Below are 16,557 nucleotides of genomic sequence, written 5' to 3'. Positions count from 1 at the left end.
GTCAGACCGCGAAGCTTTCGCCGCAACCGCAGTTCGCCCTGGCATTCGGATTGTGAAATCTGAAGCCTTCGTTCAGTCCTTCACGCACGAAGTCGAGCTCCGTGCCGTCGAGCATGGTCAGGCTGCGCGGATCGACGACCACGGTCACGCCGTGCGCTTCGAAGCGTTGATCCTCGTCGTTGGCGGTATCGACGAATTCCAGCGCGTACGCGAAGCCCGAGCAACCGCTCGTCTTAACCGCGACGCGCAGCCCTATGCCGCTGCCGCGTTTGCGCAGCGATTTTTCGACATGCCTCGCGGCGGCGGGCGTCAGTGAGATTGCCATGATTGCCTCACACGGAAAACGAGCTGCCGCAACCGCAGGTGCTCTGCGCATTGGGGTTGTGAATGACGAAGCGCGAGCCTTCGAGGCCGTCTTCATAGTCGACGCGCGCGCCAGGCAGGTATTGCAGGCTCATGGAGTCGACCAGCAAGGTGACGCCGTCGGTGACGGTCTGCATGTCGTCGTCCGCCACCTGGTCGTCGAACGCGAAGCCGTACTGGAAACCCGAGCAGCCGCCGCCGGACACGTACAGCCGCAGCTTCAGGTTGGGGTTGCCTTCTTCCTCGATCAGCGAGGCCACTTTCGCGGCGGCTTGAGGTGTGAATTCGAGCAGAGCGGGCAGGGCGCCGGAAGTGGCGGCGGCCGGTTGGGCGAGCGTTTCCATGGTGGTTCCTCTCAGGCTTGAATGGACTCAGTTCGGATTGGACGAGCAGACCGGCTGGTCGGCGAGTTGCAGGCTGTCGGCGGCAGTGCCCTGATTCGCCTGGCGTGAACGGAAGTCGGCCACGGCGGCCTTGATCGCGTCTTCGGCGAGAATCGAGCAGTGGATCTTGACCGGCGGCAGCGCCAGTTCCTCGGCGATCTGCGTGTTCCTGATCGCGAGCGCTTCGTCGAGCGTGCGGCCGCGCACCCATTCGGTGACGAGCGAACTGGAGGCGATCGCCGAGCCGCAGCCGTAGGTCTTGAACTTCGCATCTTCGATGACGCCTTCGCGGTTGACGCGAATCTGCAGCCGCATCACGTCGCCGCATGCCGGCGCGCCGACCATGCCGGTGCCGACGTTCGCGGCGTCCGGATCGAACGCGCCGACGTTGCGGGGGTTCTCGTAGTGATCGATGACCTTGTCGCTGTATGCCATGAGGTGCTCCGCACAGGTGGTTGAATGCTCGCGTATTCGGGGGTTCGGCTGGAACGGGTATGTCAATGCTCTGCCCACTGGATCGTCTGCAGATCGACGCCGGCCTGCACCATGTCCCAGAGCGGGCTCATCGCGCGTAGCCGGGAGACGACCTGGGTGATCAGATCGATCGTGAAGTCGATCTCGTCGGCCGTGGTGAAGCGGCCAATCGAAAAGCGGATCGAACTGTGCGCGAGTTCGTCGTTGCGGCCCATTGCCCGCAGCACGTAACTGGGTTCGAGACTCGCGGACGTGCAGGCCGAGCCCGATGAAACTGCAACTTCCTTGATCCCCATCAACAACGATTCGCCTTCGACGTAGTTGAAGCTCGCGTTGAGATAGTGAGGCGCGCGGCGCCCGGCATCGCCGTTGAGTTCCACGGCATCGATCTTTTGCAGGCCGCTCCACAGCCGCTCGCGCAGCGTCTGAATGCGCGTGTTTTCGGACGCCATGTTCTCGCGCGCGAGCCAGAACGCTTCGCCCATGCCGACGATCTGATGCGTGGGCAACGTGCCGGAGCGCATGCCGCGTTCATGGCCGCCGCCGTGCATCTGCGACGCGATCCGCACGCGCGGCCGGCGTCCCACGTACAGCGCGCCGATACCTTTGGGGCCGTATATCTTGTGAGCCGAGAACGACATCAGATCGACCGGCAACACGGCGAGATCGATCGGCACCTTGCCGGCGCCCTGGGCGGCGTCCACGTGCAACAGGACGCCCCGCTCGCGGCAGAGCGTGCCGAGCGCGGCGATGTCCTGAATCACGCCGGTCTCGTTGTTGACGAGCATGACCGAAGCCAGCACGGTGCCGGGCCTGAGGGCCGCGGCGAACACGGCGAGGTCGACGAGGCCGCTTTCCTGCACCGGCAACACCGTGACCTCGAAGCCTTCGCGCTCGAGTTCGCGCATCGAGTCGAGCACCGACTTGTGCTCGGTCGCGAGCGTCACCAGGTGATTGCCTTTGCCGCGATGAAAGTGCGCCGCGCCCTTGATCGCGAGATTGTTCGATTCGGTCGCGCCCGAGGTCCAGACAATCTCGCGCGGGTCCGCGTTGACGAGCGAGCTGACCTGCTCGCGAGCCAGTTCGACCGCTTCCTCGGCGACCCAGCCATAAGCGTGCGAACGGCTGGCGGGATTGCCGTACATCTCGGTCAGATACGGCAGCATGCGTCTGACCACGCGCGGATCGACCGGCGTGGTGGCGGCATGATCCAGGTACACGGGGTTGGCGCCTCGCAGACGGGGACCGGTACTGACTACGCGTTGGAGATCCGACATCGCAGGCTCCTGAAGGCTGGTGGTAGTGCGACCTTCAGGGCAACTTCCATGCCACCGGACTTTCGCAGGTGAGCGGCCTGTTTCGGCGGGACACACGCGGTCTTGCTGTTGTCTTTGTCTCGATGCGTGCGACACGTGAGAATGTCCGCTGTTCTTTTTGTCGGCTTTGTCGTTCCGCAAGCGGGATCGACAGGCGCGAAGGCTGAATCGCCGGGCGTAGATATTGCTTGATTTCGAAGTTGTGCCTTTGGCGTCGAACTTGCGCCTTGCGCTGGTGCATCGAACGCGCGTGGCGCACGAAGGAGAAATCCATGGTGAACATTCAGGCAACCGTCGCCCGGCAAGCACTGGACTGCGTCTATGAGGTGAGCAAGACGCTGGTTTCGTCGCTCGATGTGGCGAAGACCTTCCGCGAGTCCCTGAACTACCTTCTGCACACGATGGAGTGGCGACGCGCCTTTGTGGTGCTGGCCGAATCCGACGGGCAGTTGCGCGGCCTGTGCGCCGCGGGTCTTTCGCGCGACGAACAGCAGCGTCTGCAGTTTCGTCCAGGGGAAGGCATTGTCGGCCGCGCGTTCAAAAGCGGCATCGGCGTGATCGTACCGGACGTGAACGATGAGCCAGTGTTCCTGAATCGCACCGGCGGCGCGGACCAGATGCCGGGTGCGTGCATCGCCATGCTCGCGACGCCGATCTATGCCGACCGGCGCACGCTGGGCGTGCTCGCCGTGGATTGCGTGAATCCCGGCGCGAGCCGGCTGTTCGCCGACGACCTGCATCTGATGAAGATCGTCGCCACGCTGATGGGGCAGGCGTTGCTGCTTCAGCGCAGCGTCAGCGCGGCGCACGACAGCATGCAGGATGAAGTCAGACGTATGCAGAAGGCGATCAAGCCGAGCCAGCAGATCGATCAGGTGGTCGGCGTCTCGGCGGCCATGCAGGCGGTGTTCGGCCAGGTGCGCCAGGTCGCGCCGGCGCGGACCACGGTGCTGTTGCGCGGTGAGAGCGGCACCGGCAAGGAAGTGATCGCGCGCGCGATCCACAATCTGTCGCCCCGCAGCGGCGATTCGTTCGTGCGGGTCAATTGCGCGGCGCTGACAGAATCTCTTCTGGAGAGCGAACTGTTCGGTCACGAGAAGGGCGCGTTTACCGGCGCGCAGGGACAGCGTAAGGGCCGTTTCGAACTGGCGCACGGCGGCACGCTGTTTCTCGATGAAATCGGCGACATCTCGCCGTCGTTCCAGGCCAAACTGCTGCGCGTGCTACAGGAGCGCGAGTTCGAACGCGTGGGCGGTACGACGCCGGTGAAGGTCGATGTGCGTCTGATTCTCGCCACCAACCGCAACCTCGAACGGATGGTAAAGGCCGGCGAATTTCGCGCGGATCTCTACTACCGCATCAACGTGGTCAGCATCGAATTGCCGCCGCTGCGCGAGCGGCGCGAAGATATTCCCGCGATGGCGCAGCACTTTCTCGCCCGTTTCAACCGCGAAAACTCGCAGTCGATCCGCTTCGACGCCGAAGCGATGCGGGTGCTGACGAACTGCTACTGGCCGGGCAACGTGCGTGAGCTGGAGAACTGCGTCGAGCGCACGGCGACCATGACGCGCGACGGCGTGATCGACCGGTTCAAGTTCCTGTGCCAGGAAGACCGCTGCCTGACGAAGGTGCTGCACTACATCGAGCGCGAAGATGCCGTGCGTCCCGCGCGCCTCGTCGACATTCCGATCGCCGAAGTGTCGTCGCCGCCGTACGGCCATCATGATCTGGACGTCCCGTCGGTGCCGGCTGCCTGGTCCGGCGGCACGGACATGGACGCCGAAACCGAACTGGATCCCGCGACCGACGAGCGCGCATTCGCGACATCGTCGGCCGGCAAGCCGGAAGGCGAACGCGAACGCTTGATCTGGGCGATGGAACGTTGCGGCTGGGTGCAGGCTAAAGCGGCGCGGCTGCTGGGCATCACGCCCCGGCAAATGGGCTACGCGCTGCATAAATACGCCATTGAGGTTCGCCGGTTCTGAGCGGAGTGGAAGGTTTCGCTCCACAACTACCGTCTTTTTCCCGCGTGCGGGGATAGATGCGTCTTTATTCCAGTCTGCATCAGACGTCGACCACCGCAAGCGTTTTGCGTTCATGTGAGATTTGTCGCAACACCGACACGACGCAACGAAATTGTGAGGATTGGTCGTTCGCCTGGATCATACAGAACTGCGAAATATCTCCTGATGCATTGAATTCAGGCCTTCTCGCCGAGTGGCATGGATCTGGCTTTATAGGCTTCGCGCGGCCGCCGTCGGTTGCGAGGAGATATCCATGCAAGCGAGTACAAATGCGAGCGACCTGCCCGCAGCGACCTATATCGGCATCGGCCAGATCAAACCCCTCGGTGTGAAGATCGACGTTCCCTCCGCCGGTGGCGGGTGCGGTACGCAAGGTGGCGAGGGCAAGGCCAGTTGCGGCTCGTCGGGCGGTCCCGACGACATGCCGGCGGAGATCTGGGAGAAGGTCAAGAATCATCCGTGCTACTCGGAAGAAGCCCACCATCACTATGCGCGCATGCATGTGGCGGTGGCGCCTGCCTGCAACATCCAGTGCAACTACTGCAACCGCAAATACGACTGCTCTAACGAGTCGCGCCCCGGCGTGGTCTCGCAGAAGCTCACGCCGGAACAGGCGGTCAAGAAAGTCGTTGCGGTCGCAAGCGAAATTCCGCAGATGACCGTGCTCGGCATTGCCGGCCCCGGCGATTCGCTGGCGAGCCCGAAGAAAACCTTCGAGACGTTCCGCATGCTGCAGGAGCAGGCGCCGGACATCAAGCTGTGCCTGTCGACCAACGGCCTCGCGCTGCCCGACCTCGTCGACGAAATCTGCAAGTACAACATCGACCACGTGACGATCACCATCAACATGGTCGACCCGGCGGTGGGCGCGAAAATCTATCCGTGGATTTTCTGGGAGCACAAGCGCGTGACCGGCTACGAGGCAGCCCGCATCCTTCATGAGCGGCAGATGAAGGGGCTCGAGATGCTCACCGCGCGCGGCGTGCTGACCAAGATCAACTCGGTGCTGATTCCCGGCATCAACGACGAGCACCTGTACGAGGTCAACCGCGAGGTCAAGAAGCGCGGCGCGTTCCTGCATAACATCATGCCGCTGATCTCGGAGCCCGAGCACGGCACGCACTTCGGCCTGAGCGGGCAGCGCGGACCGACCGCGCAGGAACTCAAGGCCGTGCAGGACGCCTGCATGGGCGGCGCCAATCTGATGCGCCATTGCCGCCAGTGCCGCGCGGACGCGGTCGGCCTGCTCGGCGAAGACCGCAGCGATGAATTCACGCTCGACAAGATCGATCAGATGGAAGTGGTCTACGACCTCGAACGCCGCCGTGAATATCAGCAGCGCGTGGAAGCCGAGCGCCAGGCGCAGCACGATGCGAAGCAGGAAGCGCTGGCGGTCTCGCGCGAGATCGACGTCGCCGACGACATGAAGGTGCTGGTTGCGGTCGCAACGAAAGGCGGCGGCCGCGTCAACGAACACTTCGGCCACGTCACCGAGTTTCAGATCTTCGAAGTCTCGGCTGCCGAAGCGCTGTTCGTCGGCCATCGCCGGGTGGATCTGTATTGCCAGGGCGGCTACGGCGACGACGAGCAACTGCCGTCGGTGGTGCGCGCGATCAACGACTGCCACGCGGTGCTGGTCGCGAAGATCGGCGCGTGCCCGAAGGACGAACTGGCGCAAGCCGGTATCGAACCGGTGGATCAGTACGTCGGCGAATTCATCGAAAAGGCGGCCCTCGCCTGGTTCAACGATTACCGCAGCCGCATCGGGAGCGGTGCCGTCGTGCATCGGGACCGCGGCGATGCATCGATTCGCCAGGGCGCTTACACGTCGTCAGCCTCGGCGGCATGACCCCCCACATTCTTAAAGACAGGACACCAGGAGAATTGTCATGGCCCTCAAGATTATTGCGTCCACCTGTACGGGCTGCTCGGCCTGCGAACCGGAATGTCCCAACGTCGCGATCAGCGAGAAAGGCGGCATCTTCGTGATCGACCCCAAGAAATGCACCGAATGCGAAGGCCATTTCGACGACCCGCAGTGCGTCGCGGTGTGTCCCGTGGACGGCTGCATCGTTCAGGTCTGAGTCCGGCTTCTCGCCGGGCCGGCCATTCATCTTTCAGGAGACTGCGCATCATGCTGTCCAACGTAACTGTCACAAGCGCTGCCGAGAAATTCATGCGCCGTATCGTGCGTTTTTCGGGCCTGCCAGCCGGCGCCGGCTTCCGGCTGGTGGTGAGCGCCGGCGGTTGTTCCGGCTATACGGCGGAATTCACCGTCGAGCCGGCGCTGCAAGCGGGCGAACAGGAACTCGACGTCAACGGTCTGCGGGTATTTCTGCCGGCCGAGAGCCGGTTGATGCTCGAAGGCGTGACGATCGATTTTGCCGATACGCCAACCCAATCCGGCTTGACCTTCTTCAATCCGAATCAGGCAGCTTGCGGTTGCAGCAGCAGTGGGGAGTCCACGCCGCCGGGCGTGGCGACCATCGAGATCGGCGCGATCGGCCGCGGGCGGCCGCCGCTGCCGCGTCAGGTCTCCTGAGGCGGAGCGATGGCAATGGATACCGGCGACCGTGCTCTCGACGATGCCATGACCGCGTTCGCGCAGAGCGCGGTCGGCGGCGGCCTGCCGTCCGGCGTCGATGCATTGATCGCCGAGGCGGGCCGGCTGCGCGAACGGCGCGACGAGGCGCTCGTGTTGCTGCAGCGCGCCCGCGCCGCGGCGCCGCGCCATCCGGTGCCGTTGATCGCGTTGTATCGCTTTTACTTCTACGGTCATCAACTGACGCAGGCGCGTGCAATCGGCGAAGACGCGCTGGCGATCGCGCGCACCGCGTTGGGCCCCGATTTCGGCGACGAGCCGCTGGCTCCCGCAATCACGCGTTACGACGCGGCCGCGCGCTTTTATCTGTTCACGCTGAAGGGGCTCGCATACCTCAACATGCGCCTGGGCGATTTCGACGAAGCGCGCATGCTGCTGCGCGAACTGCGCCGCCTCGATCCCGAAGACAGGGTGGGCGGCGCGCTGCTTTCGCAGATTCTGGCGCGTCATGAAAGCGGCGCCGGGTCCGACGACGCAATGGATGCGTTGAGCGCCTATCCGACGCGCGGCTGGACGGGGACGCAACCATGACCGTACAGAACGTGCGCGCGCCGGGTGGCGACATTGCGCCGCTTCACTGGCAAGGCGGCCCGCTCGACTGCGCCGGTTGCGAGTATGCGCGGTTGCGCGAACGGGCGGAGCAGGGCTGCGAACCCGGTCACGCGTGCATGCAGGATGCGTACGCACGCCGCATCGAGCGCTTCTTTCACTGGCATCCCGATCTGGCCAACCAGCAGCTCGCGCATCCGTACTTCGAGGTGCGCGCTATCGCCGCGCGTCACGCCGACGTGTTCCGCTTGCGCGCGTTGCTCGGCGACCCGGACGAGACGGTGCGGCTGCAACTCGCGTTGCGTCTGCCGCTGGGGCAACTGGGGCGCCTGATTCACGATCCGCATCGCGAGGTACGGATTCGCGTCGCGCAGCGCCTCGCGCCCGCCGCGCTCGGGGACATGCGCGCCGATGCCGATTACGGCGTGCGCGAATGGGTCGCCCGGCGTCTGCCGCTGGCGCTGCTGCCGCAGATGATTCGCGACCCCGATCGCGTAGTGAGGATGCGCGTCGCCGAACGCCTCGAAATGCCCGCGCTGTTGCGCCTCGCCGACGACAGCGACGCGGAGGTGCGCCGCATCGTCGCCGAGCGTCTGCCCGCGCCGCTGCTGTCGCGCCTCGCCTTCGATCCCGACTGGCGGGTGCGCTGGGAAGTCGCGCGGCGCGCGGCGGCGGGCATCGCGGCCTCGCTGGTGAACGACGCGGACGAAGAGGTGCGCGCGCTCGCGCGGCAGCGCCGGCAGTCGGACACGCTCAGGGGCATGACAACCGGCGGACAGATGCAACGCCCAGCAGGAGTGGATCATGGCTGACATCAACCGCGACGACGACCTGATCGAGGTCGCGTTTCCTCCGCGCTTCAACTACGGCGAGCGCGTGATCGCACGCTCGGTGATCCGCAACGACGGCACGTACAACGGCAAGGACATCGGCGAAGTGCTGGTGAACAAGGGCGAGATGGGCTACGTCACCAGCATCAACACGTTCCTGCAGCAGTTCTACATCTACGCGGTGGATTTCGTCGAGAGCGGCCACCGTGTCGGCATGCGCGCAAAAGAGCTGTGCACGCTCGACAACCTGCCCGATGACGTGCTGCAAGGTCTGGGCGAGCGCGCCGAAGCGCTGCGCAAGATCGGCACGCGGGTCCAGCCGGATACGTCGCAAGTCAAGGAGCCCTCGCCATGAGCATCGAACCGGTTCAGCCCGCATATCAATGGGGCATGCGCGTGATCGCGCTGGACGACCTGTGCAACGACGGCAGCTTCCCCGAGCGCGGCGCGGACGAATGTCTCGCGCAAGCGGGCACGGTCGGCGAAATCGTCAATGTGGGGCAAGTGGTGGAGAGCGGCGAGCCGGTCTATCTGGTGGAGTTCGGCAACTGCGTGGTCGGATGCACGGAAGACGAGATCGCGCCCGTTCCCGCCGGCGTGCTAGCCGAACCGGGTGGCCTGGCGTGACGGCGCGGGCTAACGCGCCAGCAGCGGCGACGCGACGCGGCGGCCTGCACGCGGGCTGCCTCGTCGACCTGACCCTGCGCCAGATCGAGCGGGCGTTGCGCGAGCGCACCCGCTACCGCTATGTGTCGCCGCGCGTGCTGCGCGAGGGGCAGGGGTTTCGTATCGAGAGCCCGTGCTGCTCGCGCAATGTCGACACGACCGGCGGGGTGATCGATATCGCCTGGCTCACGCGCGACGAAGACGGCGTGTGGCGCCTGAGCGCGCGCGATCACGCGCTGCACCGGTGGATGCTCCAGCACGAGAGTACCGATCTGGCCGAACTGCTCGACGCGCTGTGCATCGATCGCGAACGTGTGTTCTGGCCGTGAAGCCAATCAACGGAGCTGGGCGATGATTTATCTCGACCACAACGCAACCACGCCGCCGGCCCCCGCCGTCGTGCAGGCGATGCTGTCGATCCTGACCGATGTATGGGGCAACCCGTCGTCGCAGCATGCGCTCGGGCAGCAGGCGAAGGGGGCGCTCGCGGCGGCCCGCGCGACCATCGCGCGAACGCTCGCTTGCAAGCCGGCGGAACTGGTCTTCACCAGCGGCGCGACCGAAGCCAATCATCTGGCGGTGTGCGGCTTGCACGCGGCGGCGCCGCATGGCCGGCACCGTGTCGTATTCAGCGCGGTCGAGCATGCCGGGCATCTGAAGCTGGCGCGTGCGCTGGCGGCGCGCGGCATTGCGCTCGACTGCATTGCCGTGCGGCCCGACGGCTCGCTGGACCTCGACAGTGCCGCCGCGCTGATCGGACCCGACGTCGCCGTGGTCTCGCTGATGGCGGCCAACAACGAGACCGGCGTGGTGATGCCGGTCGCCGAAGTGCGCGATCTCGCGCATGCGGCCGGCGCGCGCCTGCATGTCGATGCGACGCAGTTCATCGGCAGGCTGCCGTTCGACTTCGCGCTGAGCGGGATCGATGCGGTGTCGCTGTCGGCTCACAAGCTGCGCGGGCCGAAAGGCATTGGCGCGCTGCTGGTGCGCCAGGGCGTGACGCTGATGCCGCAGGTACACGGCAGCCAGGAGCGGCATCGGCGCGGCGGCACCGAGAACCTGCCGGCCATTGCCGGCTTTGCGGCGGCGCTCGAACGTCTCGGCGACGTGGCGAGCGAAGCGGCGCGCATAGGCATGCTGCGCGACGCGCTGGAGCAAGGGTTGAAGCGTGCGCTGCCGGAGGTCCACGTTTTTTCTGCGCAGGCGGCGCGCCTGCCCGGCACCAGCTACCTGCGCTTCGGCTTGCTTCCCGCCGAGGTCGTGCTGCAGCGACTCGGGCGGCTAGGTGTTGCCGCGTCATCGGGCTCGGCCTGCTCGTCGGGCGGCAGCGAGCCTTCGCACGTGCTCACGGCGATGCGCGTGCCGCGCGACGAGGCGCTGGCGGCGGTGCGGCTGTCGCTCGGCGAAACCACCACCGCACAGGACATTCAGTATCTGCTCGCCCATTTGCCGCCGGTGTTGCGTCCGCTGCTGGAGCAACCCGCATGTTCCGCCTGAGCCTGGTTTGAATCTGTCGTCAATCTCCGGAGTCCGTCACCATGAAAGTCATGATCCGCAAGGACAGCAAGGGCGCGCTGAGCGCTTACGTGCCAAAGAAGGACCTGGAGGAGCCCATTGTCGCGATGGCTCAGCCCGGGATGTGGGGCGGTCTCGTCACGCTCGCCAACGGCTGGCAGCTCGAATTGCCCGCGATGGCCGACGACACGCCGCTACCCATCACCGTCGAAGCCCGGCGTATTGCCGGCGTGGAGGAGTGAGATGAGCCTGAACGCCGAACAGCTTGACGTCGCGGCTGACCTGCTGCGCACGGCACCGACGCTGCGCGAGGCCGCGCTGCAATGGCAGCAGCGTTATCCGGCGGTGCGCACGATGCGGGTCAACGCACTGGACATGCGCGATGAGACGGCGGCGCTGCGGCTCGGTGCGCGCAGCGTCTACTTCCTGATGTCGGATGGGCATTGCATGTCGATCACGCAGCGGCCTGAAGAGGCCGACGCGTTGATCCTGACCGAGGACGAGCCTCATGGAAATCGATGAGATCGCGCTGAGCGAACCGGCTTGCGCGGCGCGCGAGATCGATTTCGTCAACGCCGTGCTGCAATCGTCGCGCTGGAGCGACGGGCCGATGCTCGACTCGTTCGAGCGCGCGTTCGCCGGCTGGGTGGGCCGCACGCATGCGGTTGCGGTGGCGAGCGGCACGCTCGCCACCTGGATCGCGTTGCGCGCGATGGGGATCCGTGCGGGCGACGAGGTGATCTGCGCATCGCATACCTGGCACCAGGTGGCGCAGGCGATCACGCTGGCGGGAGCCGTGCCGGTGTTCGCCGACATCGACTACTGGAGCGGATGTCTGAGCGCCGAAAAAGCAGCGCAGAAGATCGGCCCTCGCACGCGTGCGATTCTCGCCGGCAATACGAACGGCCACCCGGCCGCCTGGGGCCCGCTGCGCGAACTGGCCGACGCGTATGGCGTGCGCCTGATCGAAGACAGTACCGAGGCGCTCGGCTCGCGCTACCGCGGCCGCAACACCGGCTGTTTCGGCGACGTCTCGGTGTTCGACTTCTCCGGCCCGTCCGCGCTGAGCACGGGAGCGGGCGGCATGCTCGTCACCGACGATGACGAACTCGTGCACGAACTGCGCTATCTGCGCGAGCGGCGCGTCACGGACCGCGCGTCGGTTTCGGTCGGCTCGTGGGTGCCGCTGCAAGCCGGCATCAGCGATCTGACCGCCGCGCTGGGCCTCGCGCAACTGGCCGAACTGGACATGCGCCTCGCCCAGCGCAAACAGGTCGAGAGCTGGTATCACGAAGAGATGCAGAGCTTCGAGGGAATCAAGCCGCCCTATGTGGCCGAGGACGTCGAGGAAGTGCACTGGATGCTCTATGTCGTCCACCTGGGCAAGCGTTTTACGCAGAGCGCGCGCGCCCAGATGATCGACGACATGAAATCCTGCGGCATCGAGACGGCGCCTTACAGCCATCCGCTGCATCAGCAGTTCCATTACATGAACACGGGCGATGCGATCGGCCGCAAGCGCGGTCTGCTGCCCGATACCGAGCGCATCGGCGACCGCGCGCTGGCGCTGCCGCTGCACACGCTGCTCGACGCCGATCAGGTCAGGTACATCGTCAAGACGCTGAAGGACACCGCGACCAACGTGGGCGCGGGTGCCGCCATTTATCTGTGAGGCTCACTCCATGACCGTTTCAGTCCAGACCATTGCCCGCCAGCTCCAGGGCGGCGGCGTGATTCCCTACCTCGGCCCGGGGCTGCTCGCGCTGTGTCCCGATTCGCCCGTGCCGGCCACGCCGGCCACGCCGGGCGCGCTGGCCGAGATCATGACCGCGAAAGTGAGCGTGCCGCACAAGATCCGCAAGCGGCTCACGCAGGCTGCGCAATTCATCGAGAACTTCAAGCATCGCAAGTCGGTGGTGAACCTGATGAACGGCGCGTTCGCCACCACGCCGGTGCCGTCGGCGCTGCACCGGGCGCTTGCGGCCAGCGGCGCGGGGCTGTATGTCGATTGCTGGTACGACGACACGTTTGCCGTCGCCCTCGACGAGGCGCGGCCACAAGGCGGCTGGTTTCAGGTGCAGGGTTTGTCGCAGTCGGAACATTTCGGCCAGTGGTTTGGCGCGTATGCGCCGGACGGCACTTTCCTGCACGCGGTGCCGGCCTCGGGCGCGCTGCTCTATAAGCCGATCGGCGGCCACGCGCCCGCGTCGAACTATCTGGTGTCCGACAGCGACTTCGTCGAAGTGCTGACCGAGATCGACATCCAGACGCCGATTCCGCCCGCGGTGCAGGCATGGCGCAGCGGCCGCAGCTTTCTGTTTCTGGGTTGCCGTTTCGACGACCAGCTCACGCGCAGCTTCGCGCGCCAGATCATGAAGCGCTCTTCCGACACGCATTGGGCCGTGCTGCCTGATGAGCCGACGCGGATGGAAGCGCGCTTTCTCGAAGAGCAGCGCATCAAGCGCATCGCGATGCCGCTGGCCGGTTTCGCCGACGCGTTGGTGGATGCGTTGCAACCCGCGTTGGCCGCGTGACGCGCGGCCGCCTATCCGTTGTTCTCTACCTGTCGCCTTCTATCAAGCTCACCATCATGACTACACTGACCGTATTGCCTTCAGGCAAGACCTATGACGTCGCCGCCGGCGCGACCCTGTTGCAGGCACTGCTCGCTGTGGGCGAGCACATCGCGCACAAGTGCGACGGCAAGGCCGATTGCGGATCGTGCCATCTGTTCGTGCAGGAAGGGCGCAAGAGCCTGTCGAAGATCCAGCGGCTCGAAAACGACAAGCTCGATACGCTTGTCGGCATCGGCTCCAAGTCGCGCCTCGCGTGTCAGGCCGTGCTCGGCGAAGAGCCGGTGACCGTCGAACTGCTGAGCTTCGTCTGAGCGGGAAGGCCGCCCTGCGTCATCAGGGCGGCCCGATCGACGGGATCCATGACCGCATCCGTGCGGCTCAGCGCAGCAGTTTGCCGCGCTCAGCCGGCGAAAAGTTGCTGAGGTGTCCTTCGCGCGCCGCCTGGCGCCGCGCCGAGGAGATGATCGCGCGGCTCTTGCCGGGCGCGACAGGGGCGCTCACCTGCCTCGCAAGCGCGGTACTGCCGCATTGCGGGCAGACCGGCGTATGGCCGCCGCGCACCAGCGTTTCGAATGTGTGGCCGCAGGCCGTGCAGTGGTAGTCGTAGAGGGGCATGGTGCTCGGATTTCCGTTTCAGGTGGAAGGGGTGCAGCGAGTTGTCCGTTGGTCGGTGCGCTGTTCTGTGCGTTGGTCCGCTCCGGGGGCCGCCGTTGCGGCGCAGCCTTCGAGCGGCGTGTCCGGGGCCGGAGGATGCGCACCGAGCCCGACCCACGCATGCACCTGGGCTGCATCGAAGCCGACCATGCGGCGCGCGTCGCACTGCATCAGCGGCCGGCGGATCAGCAGCGGCTCGGCTAGCAGCAGCGCCAAGGCGGTATCGGCGTCGAGCGTTTCCGGCACGATCTCGCCCGACTTGATGCGCGGCGCCGCGCGGTTGAACCACGCGTTGACCGGCAGCGGCGCGATGAATGCCAGCAGCGCGTCGGCGCTCCACGGCCAGCCCAGCAGGTCGCGCACCTCGAGCGTGTGACCGGCCGCGCGCAGCAGGGCTTTCTGGCGGGCATTGCCGGCGCAGCCGGGTTTTTCGTAGAAGACGAGGTGGGCCATTGTCAGGCTTCCCGGAGTTGACGCAGCAGTTGCAGGCAGTCGACGCTGGCCGCCATGTCGACGGCCGTGAAGCCGTCCTCGGAGCGCAGCGCCGGATCGGCGCCCAAAGCGAGCAGCGTGCGGAGCACCTCGGCCTTGCCTGACGAAGCCGCGAGCATCAGGCAGGTCGCGCCGTTCGCGTTGGCATGATCGATCGGCACGCCGGCCGCAACGAGACGCGTGACGAGCGACGGATTGCCGTTCACACAGGCGAACCACAGCGCGTTGTTGCCGTCCTCGTTGATGGCGTCGAGTGCGACGCCGCATGCGAGCAACTGTTCGACGACGGCCGGCGCGCCGCGCCATGCGGCGTTCATCAGCGGCGTGTTGCCGTGCGCGCTGCGTGCCTGCGTGCCGATGAAGCCTTCGCGCGCGAGCCACGCGGCGAGTTCCGGCGCAAGCGCCTCACCGGACGGATTCGAGCCATCGGCGCCCGCCATCCACGCGCGATGGCCGCCGACCAGGTCGCATACATCGGTAAACCCGAAGTCGGCGAACATTTGCGCACACACCTGGCTGGCGTTGCCCTTGTAGCAATAGATCAGCACGGGCCGCTGCCGATCGGTGCGCAGCAGCAGTGCGTCCTGGTTGTCGGCTGAGAGGCGCACGGCGCCGGGCCAGCCGTCGCGTGCGTAACTGGCGGCGTCGCGCGCGTCGAGCAGCAGCGCATCCGGCCGTCGTGCGAGCCATGCGCGGACCTCGTCGAACGTGAGGCGACGGAACACATGTCGGCCTTTCATCGTGCGAGCTCCCGCCGGCGACGTCGCTCGTACCGGTTTCGTCGACGCTGCGCATGTTGACGGATGGCCCGCATGTCAGACGAAGTCCGGCGTCGCGGCGATACGCTGCGTGCCGGCTTCTTCAATCTGGCCCATCTGGCCCATGTGGCGCGCCGCGCGCAGCAGTTGCAGACCGAGGTCGGCCGCCATGTCGAGCGCGCTGCGGCCGTCGGGCGCGCACAGTTCAGCGCTCGCGCCGTGCGCAAGCAACATTCGCAGGATGTCGAGGCGGCCGCTCGCGGCCGCTTGCATCAGGCAGGTGATGTCGTCGTCGTTCGCATGGTCGATGGGCGAGCCGGCTTCGATCAACCGCAGGATCGTCGCAGGCCCGCCGTGCAGGCACGCGAACCACAATGCATGGTTGCCGTCGTCGTCGAGCGCGCCGGCGCGCGCGCCGAATGCGAGCAACGCTTCGACCACCGCGTCTTCGCCGTGCTGCGCGGCGCGCATCAGCGGGGTCTCGCCGTTCACGCCGCGCGAATGCAGATCGGGAAAGCCGTGGTATACCAGCCAGGTGGAAAGTGCGGCGGGCGCGATCGTTTCGAGGCGTGCGTCGGCGCTCTGGGCCACTCGCCGCGGCAGGCGTTCGCGGACGGCGAGGGCAGTGTCGGTGTGCATGATCATGCTCGCGTTCAAGTGCAAGGGAATATCGGGCGACGCAGCCGCGCGGGCGGCTGCCATCGGCCCCGTGCTTCAGACCGGGCGGTTTTCGTTGGGGTTGCGCACCGGTCCCATCAGGTCAAGCCCTTCGCTGTAGGTGATCGTGTCGAAGGTCACGTCGAACCTGATAGCCGCGTCAGCTACCGCATCGAGCTTGCCGCCTGTGTCCTTCTTCTTCAGTTCGTTCTTTTCCAGGTACAGCAGCTCGAGCATTTCGTTGTACACGGTGGATTCGAGGATCGGCAGCACATAGAACATCGCGCCCTTGTACGGCACCTGATACCGCTTGCTCAGGTCGATGTTGTCGCAGAACAGAAAGTACTTGCCGCCCGCCGACAGCGTGTCGCCCAGCACCTCCGCCACATCCTTCAGATATTCGAAACTCAGCAGATACCCGGCGAAAAAGGGCAGGTGCTTTTCGCCGATCGTCGCGCAGGCCATCACCTGATCGCAGGTCAGCTCCGGCGGACGCGCCTCGTCGGCGAGCTTCGGCGCAAAGCGCAGCGCGAGTTCGCCGCGAAAGCCGACCCGGCCGAACTTGTTCGTCAGCCCCTTGAGTACCGGGTTGAGCAGACGGCCTTCGTGTTCGAGACGGGCGAACGCGGTGTCGTCGATCTCCTTGTGGGCGAGCGTTTCGGTCATCACAGATCCTTGGGTTGAACAGCGTTGAAGAG

At 65.8% G+C, this 16,557-nt stretch carries 25 protein-coding genes; 15 read left to right on the top strand and 10 right to left on the bottom strand.

The features are described from left to right. Position 1: 1 nt before the first annotated feature. From iscA to PDMSB3_RS27860, 5 genes are all read right to left on the bottom strand, one after another. On the bottom strand, positions 2–325 hold the full coding sequence (iscA, locus tag PDMSB3_RS27880; RefSeq protein ID WP_007177255.1) for an iron-sulfur cluster assembly protein IscA: 324 nt from the start codon (positions 323–325) through the stop codon (positions 2–4). Positions 326–332: 7 nt separating this feature from the next. Then, positions 333–707, bottom strand: a complete 375-nt coding sequence (gene erpA, locus PDMSB3_RS27875) for an iron-sulfur cluster insertion protein ErpA (RefSeq protein WP_007177254.1) — start codon at positions 705–707, stop codon at positions 333–335. Positions 708–734: 27 nt separating this feature from the next. Further along, positions 735–1,181, bottom strand: coding sequence for a Fe-S cluster assembly scaffold IscU (iscU, locus tag PDMSB3_RS27870; protein ID WP_007177253.1), 447 nt, complete (start codon positions 1,179–1,181; stop codon positions 735–737). Between the two features lie 62 nt (positions 1,182–1,243). Beyond that, a complete protein-coding gene (locus tag PDMSB3_RS27865) occupies positions 1,244–2,497 on the bottom strand; it encodes an IscS subfamily cysteine desulfurase (RefSeq protein WP_165188385.1) in 1,254 nt (417 codons plus the stop codon). 34 nt (positions 2,498–2,531) lie between these two features. Continuing rightward, positions 2,532–2,819 carry a hypothetical protein gene (locus tag PDMSB3_RS27860; RefSeq protein ID WP_157187703.1) on the bottom strand — a complete coding sequence of 96 codons (288 nt, stop codon included), beginning with the start codon at positions 2,817–2,819 and terminating at the stop codon, positions 2,532–2,534. On the opposite strand from PDMSB3_RS27860, the gene nifA reads away from it, so the two are divergent. The 15 genes from nifA (at position 2,809) to PDMSB3_RS27785 (ending at position 13,609) form a co-directional block, all read left to right on the top strand. Continuing rightward, on the top strand, positions 2,809–4,521 hold the full coding sequence (gene nifA / locus PDMSB3_RS27855; protein ID WP_007177251.1) for a nif-specific transcriptional activator NifA: 1,713 nt from the start codon (positions 2,809–2,811) through the stop codon (positions 4,519–4,521). The genes PDMSB3_RS27860 and nifA overlap by 11 nt on opposite strands. 292 nt (positions 4,522–4,813) lie before the next feature. Further along, positions 4,814–6,409: a nitrogenase cofactor biosynthesis protein NifB gene (gene nifB, locus PDMSB3_RS27850; RefSeq protein WP_007177250.1), complete on the top strand. Its 1,596-nt coding sequence runs from the start codon at positions 4,814–4,816 to the stop codon at positions 6,407–6,409. Positions 6,410–6,449: 40 nt separating this feature from the next. Then, positions 6,450–6,644: a 4Fe-4S binding protein gene (locus PDMSB3_RS27845; RefSeq protein ID WP_007177249.1), complete on the top strand. Its 195-nt coding sequence runs from the start codon at positions 6,450–6,452 to the stop codon at positions 6,642–6,644. A gap of 50 nt (positions 6,645–6,694) precedes the next feature. Then, positions 6,695–7,102: a HesB/IscA family protein gene (locus PDMSB3_RS27840; RefSeq protein WP_095422916.1), complete on the top strand. Its 408-nt coding sequence runs from the start codon at positions 6,695–6,697 to the stop codon at positions 7,100–7,102. Between the two features lie 15 nt (positions 7,103–7,117). Continuing rightward, positions 7,118–7,693, top strand: coding sequence for a hypothetical protein (locus PDMSB3_RS27835; protein ID WP_007177247.1), 576 nt, complete (start codon positions 7,118–7,120; stop codon positions 7,691–7,693). Next, complete coding sequence (locus tag PDMSB3_RS27830) at positions 7,690–8,523, top strand: 4Fe4S-binding leucine-rich repeat protein (RefSeq protein ID WP_007177246.1); 834 nt, start codon at positions 7,690–7,692, stop codon at positions 8,521–8,523. The genes PDMSB3_RS27835 and PDMSB3_RS27830 overlap by 4 nt, the downstream gene beginning before the upstream one ends. Further along, entirely contained in the window at positions 8,516–8,896 is a 381-nt protein-coding gene (locus tag PDMSB3_RS27825) for a nitrogen fixation protein NifZ (RefSeq protein WP_165188383.1), read from the top strand. Before PDMSB3_RS27830 ends, PDMSB3_RS27825 begins: the two co-directional genes overlap by 8 nt. After that, positions 8,893–9,168: a nitrogen fixation protein NifZ gene (locus tag PDMSB3_RS27820; protein WP_007177244.1), complete on the top strand. Its 276-nt coding sequence runs from the start codon at positions 8,893–8,895 to the stop codon at positions 9,166–9,168. Before PDMSB3_RS27825 ends, PDMSB3_RS27820 begins: the two co-directional genes overlap by 4 nt. Then, positions 9,165–9,536 carry a DUF3024 domain-containing protein gene (locus PDMSB3_RS27815; RefSeq protein ID WP_007177243.1) on the top strand — a complete coding sequence of 124 codons (372 nt, stop codon included), beginning with the start codon at positions 9,165–9,167 and terminating at the stop codon, positions 9,534–9,536. The genes PDMSB3_RS27820 and PDMSB3_RS27815 overlap by 4 nt, the downstream gene beginning before the upstream one ends. Positions 9,537–9,558: 22 nt before the next feature. Then, entirely contained in the window at positions 9,559–10,704 is a 1,146-nt protein-coding gene (locus PDMSB3_RS27810) for a cysteine desulfurase family protein (RefSeq protein WP_165188381.1), read from the top strand. A 41-nt stretch (positions 10,705–10,745) separates the two neighbouring features. Continuing rightward, positions 10,746–10,964 (top strand): putative nitrogen fixation protein NifT, encoded by a 219-nt coding sequence (gene nifT, locus PDMSB3_RS27805; protein ID WP_007177241.1) that lies wholly within the window; start codon positions 10,746–10,748, stop codon positions 10,962–10,964. Between the two features lies 1 nt (position 10,965). Then, a complete protein-coding gene (locus PDMSB3_RS27800; RefSeq protein ID WP_007177240.1) occupies positions 10,966–11,244 on the top strand; it encodes a hypothetical protein in 279 nt (92 codons plus the stop codon). Next, the gene (locus PDMSB3_RS27795) at positions 11,231–12,394 is read left to right on the top strand and encodes a DegT/DnrJ/EryC1/StrS family aminotransferase (protein ID WP_165188379.1); all 1,164 of its coding nucleotides are present in this window, start codon (positions 11,231–11,233) and stop codon (positions 12,392–12,394) included. The genes PDMSB3_RS27800 and PDMSB3_RS27795 overlap by 14 nt, the downstream gene beginning before the upstream one ends. A gap of 10 nt (positions 12,395–12,404) precedes the next feature. After that, the gene (locus tag PDMSB3_RS27790) at positions 12,405–13,256 is read left to right on the top strand and encodes an SIR2 family protein (RefSeq protein WP_165188378.1); all 852 of its coding nucleotides are present in this window, start codon (positions 12,405–12,407) and stop codon (positions 13,254–13,256) included. A gap of 56 nt (positions 13,257–13,312) precedes the next feature. Then, positions 13,313–13,609, top strand: a complete 297-nt coding sequence (locus tag PDMSB3_RS27785; RefSeq protein WP_007177237.1) for a 2Fe-2S iron-sulfur cluster-binding protein — start codon at positions 13,313–13,315, stop codon at positions 13,607–13,609. 67 nt (positions 13,610–13,676) lie between these two features. On the opposite strand, the gene PDMSB3_RS27780 is transcribed toward PDMSB3_RS27785, so the two are convergent. From PDMSB3_RS27780 to PDMSB3_RS27760, 5 genes are all read right to left on the bottom strand, one after another. After that, the gene (locus tag PDMSB3_RS27780) at positions 13,677–13,913 is read right to left on the bottom strand and encodes an FmdB family zinc ribbon protein (RefSeq protein ID WP_007177236.1); all 237 of its coding nucleotides are present in this window, start codon (positions 13,911–13,913) and stop codon (positions 13,677–13,679) included. 18 nt (positions 13,914–13,931) lie between these two features. Further along, positions 13,932–14,405: an ArsC/Spx/MgsR family protein gene (locus tag PDMSB3_RS27775; RefSeq protein ID WP_007177235.1), complete on the bottom strand. Its 474-nt coding sequence runs from the start codon at positions 14,403–14,405 to the stop codon at positions 13,932–13,934. A 2-nt stretch (positions 14,406–14,407) separates the two neighbouring features. Then, positions 14,408–15,184, bottom strand: coding sequence for an ankyrin repeat domain-containing protein (locus tag PDMSB3_RS27770; protein WP_007177234.1), 777 nt, complete (start codon positions 15,182–15,184; stop codon positions 14,408–14,410). Between the two features lie 75 nt (positions 15,185–15,259). Then, positions 15,260–15,841, bottom strand: coding sequence for an ankyrin repeat domain-containing protein (locus tag PDMSB3_RS27765; RefSeq protein ID WP_165188376.1), 582 nt, complete (start codon positions 15,839–15,841; stop codon positions 15,260–15,262). 75 nt (positions 15,842–15,916) lie between these two features. Further along, positions 15,917–16,525 (bottom strand): hypothetical protein, encoded by a 609-nt coding sequence (locus PDMSB3_RS27760; RefSeq protein WP_007177232.1) that lies wholly within the window; start codon positions 16,523–16,525, stop codon positions 15,917–15,919. Positions 16,526–16,557 lie beyond the last annotated feature (32 nt).

This window comes from Paraburkholderia dioscoreae (assembly GCF_902459535.1).
GTDB classification, from domain to species: Bacteria; Pseudomonadota; Gammaproteobacteria; order Burkholderiales; family Burkholderiaceae; genus Paraburkholderia; species Paraburkholderia dioscoreae.
The sequence above is the reverse complement of the archived record's forward strand: the minus strand, read 5'-3'. Positions and strand labels throughout refer to the sequence as shown.

Bases quoted from the DNA above. Each gene is read 5' to 3' on its own strand.
- PDMSB3_RS27825 (WP_165188383.1), top strand. From the start codon at position 8,516: ATGGCTGACATCAACCGCGACGACGACCTGATCGAGGTCGCGTTTCCT.
- PDMSB3_RS27790 (WP_165188378.1), top strand. From the start codon at position 12,405: ATGACCGTTTCAGTCCAGACCATTGCCCGCCAGCTCCAGGGCGGCGGC.
- PDMSB3_RS27865 (WP_165188385.1), bottom strand. From the start codon at position 2,497: ATGTCGGATCTCCAACGCGTAGTCAGTACCGGTCCCCGTCTGCGAGGC.
- PDMSB3_RS27770 (WP_007177234.1), bottom strand. From the start codon at position 15,184: ATGAAAGGCCGACATGTGTTCCGTCGCCTCACGTTCGACGAGGTCCGC.
- PDMSB3_RS27775 (WP_007177235.1), bottom strand. From the start codon at position 14,405: ATGGCCCACCTCGTCTTCTACGAAAAACCCGGCTGCGCCGGCAATGCC.
- PDMSB3_RS27835 (WP_007177247.1), top strand. From the start codon at position 7,118: ATGGATACCGGCGACCGTGCTCTCGACGATGCCATGACCGCGTTCGCG.
- nifA (WP_007177251.1), top strand. From the start codon at position 2,809: ATGGTGAACATTCAGGCAACCGTCGCCCGGCAAGCACTGGACTGCGTC.
- PDMSB3_RS27830 (WP_007177246.1), top strand. From the start codon at position 7,690: ATGACCGTACAGAACGTGCGCGCGCCGGGTGGCGACATTGCGCCGCTT.
- PDMSB3_RS27845 (WP_007177249.1), top strand. From the start codon at position 6,450: ATGGCCCTCAAGATTATTGCGTCCACCTGTACGGGCTGCTCGGCCTGC.
- PDMSB3_RS27795 (WP_165188379.1), top strand. From the start codon at position 11,231: ATGGAAATCGATGAGATCGCGCTGAGCGAACCGGCTTGCGCGGCGCGC.
- nifT (WP_007177241.1), top strand. From the start codon at position 10,746: ATGAAAGTCATGATCCGCAAGGACAGCAAGGGCGCGCTGAGCGCTTAC.
- PDMSB3_RS27860 (WP_157187703.1), bottom strand. From the start codon at position 2,819: ATGTTCACCATGGATTTCTCCTTCGTGCGCCACGCGCGTTCGATGCAC.
- PDMSB3_RS27800 (WP_007177240.1), top strand. From the start codon at position 10,966: ATGAGCCTGAACGCCGAACAGCTTGACGTCGCGGCTGACCTGCTGCGC.
- PDMSB3_RS27785 (WP_007177237.1), top strand. From the start codon at position 13,313: ATGACTACACTGACCGTATTGCCTTCAGGCAAGACCTATGACGTCGCC.
- PDMSB3_RS27820 (WP_007177244.1), top strand. From the start codon at position 8,893: ATGAGCATCGAACCGGTTCAGCCCGCATATCAATGGGGCATGCGCGTG.
- PDMSB3_RS27760 (WP_007177232.1), bottom strand. From the start codon at position 16,525: ATGACCGAAACGCTCGCCCACAAGGAGATCGACGACACCGCGTTCGCC.
- PDMSB3_RS27840 (WP_095422916.1), top strand. From the start codon at position 6,695: ATGCTGTCCAACGTAACTGTCACAAGCGCTGCCGAGAAATTCATGCGC.
- iscU (WP_007177253.1), bottom strand. From the start codon at position 1,181: ATGGCATACAGCGACAAGGTCATCGATCACTACGAGAACCCCCGCAAC.
- nifB (WP_007177250.1), top strand. From the start codon at position 4,814: ATGCAAGCGAGTACAAATGCGAGCGACCTGCCCGCAGCGACCTATATC.
- erpA (WP_007177254.1), bottom strand. From the start codon at position 707: ATGGAAACGCTCGCCCAACCGGCCGCCGCCACTTCCGGCGCCCTGCCC.
- PDMSB3_RS27810 (WP_165188381.1), top strand. From the start codon at position 9,559: ATGATTTATCTCGACCACAACGCAACCACGCCGCCGGCCCCCGCCGTC.
- iscA (WP_007177255.1), bottom strand. From the start codon at position 325: ATGGCAATCTCACTGACGCCCGCCGCCGCGAGGCATGTCGAAAAATCG.
- PDMSB3_RS27780 (WP_007177236.1), bottom strand. From the start codon at position 13,913: ATGCCCCTCTACGACTACCACTGCACGGCCTGCGGCCACACATTCGAA.
- PDMSB3_RS27765 (WP_165188376.1), bottom strand. From the start codon at position 15,841: ATGCACACCGACACTGCCCTCGCCGTCCGCGAACGCCTGCCGCGGCGA.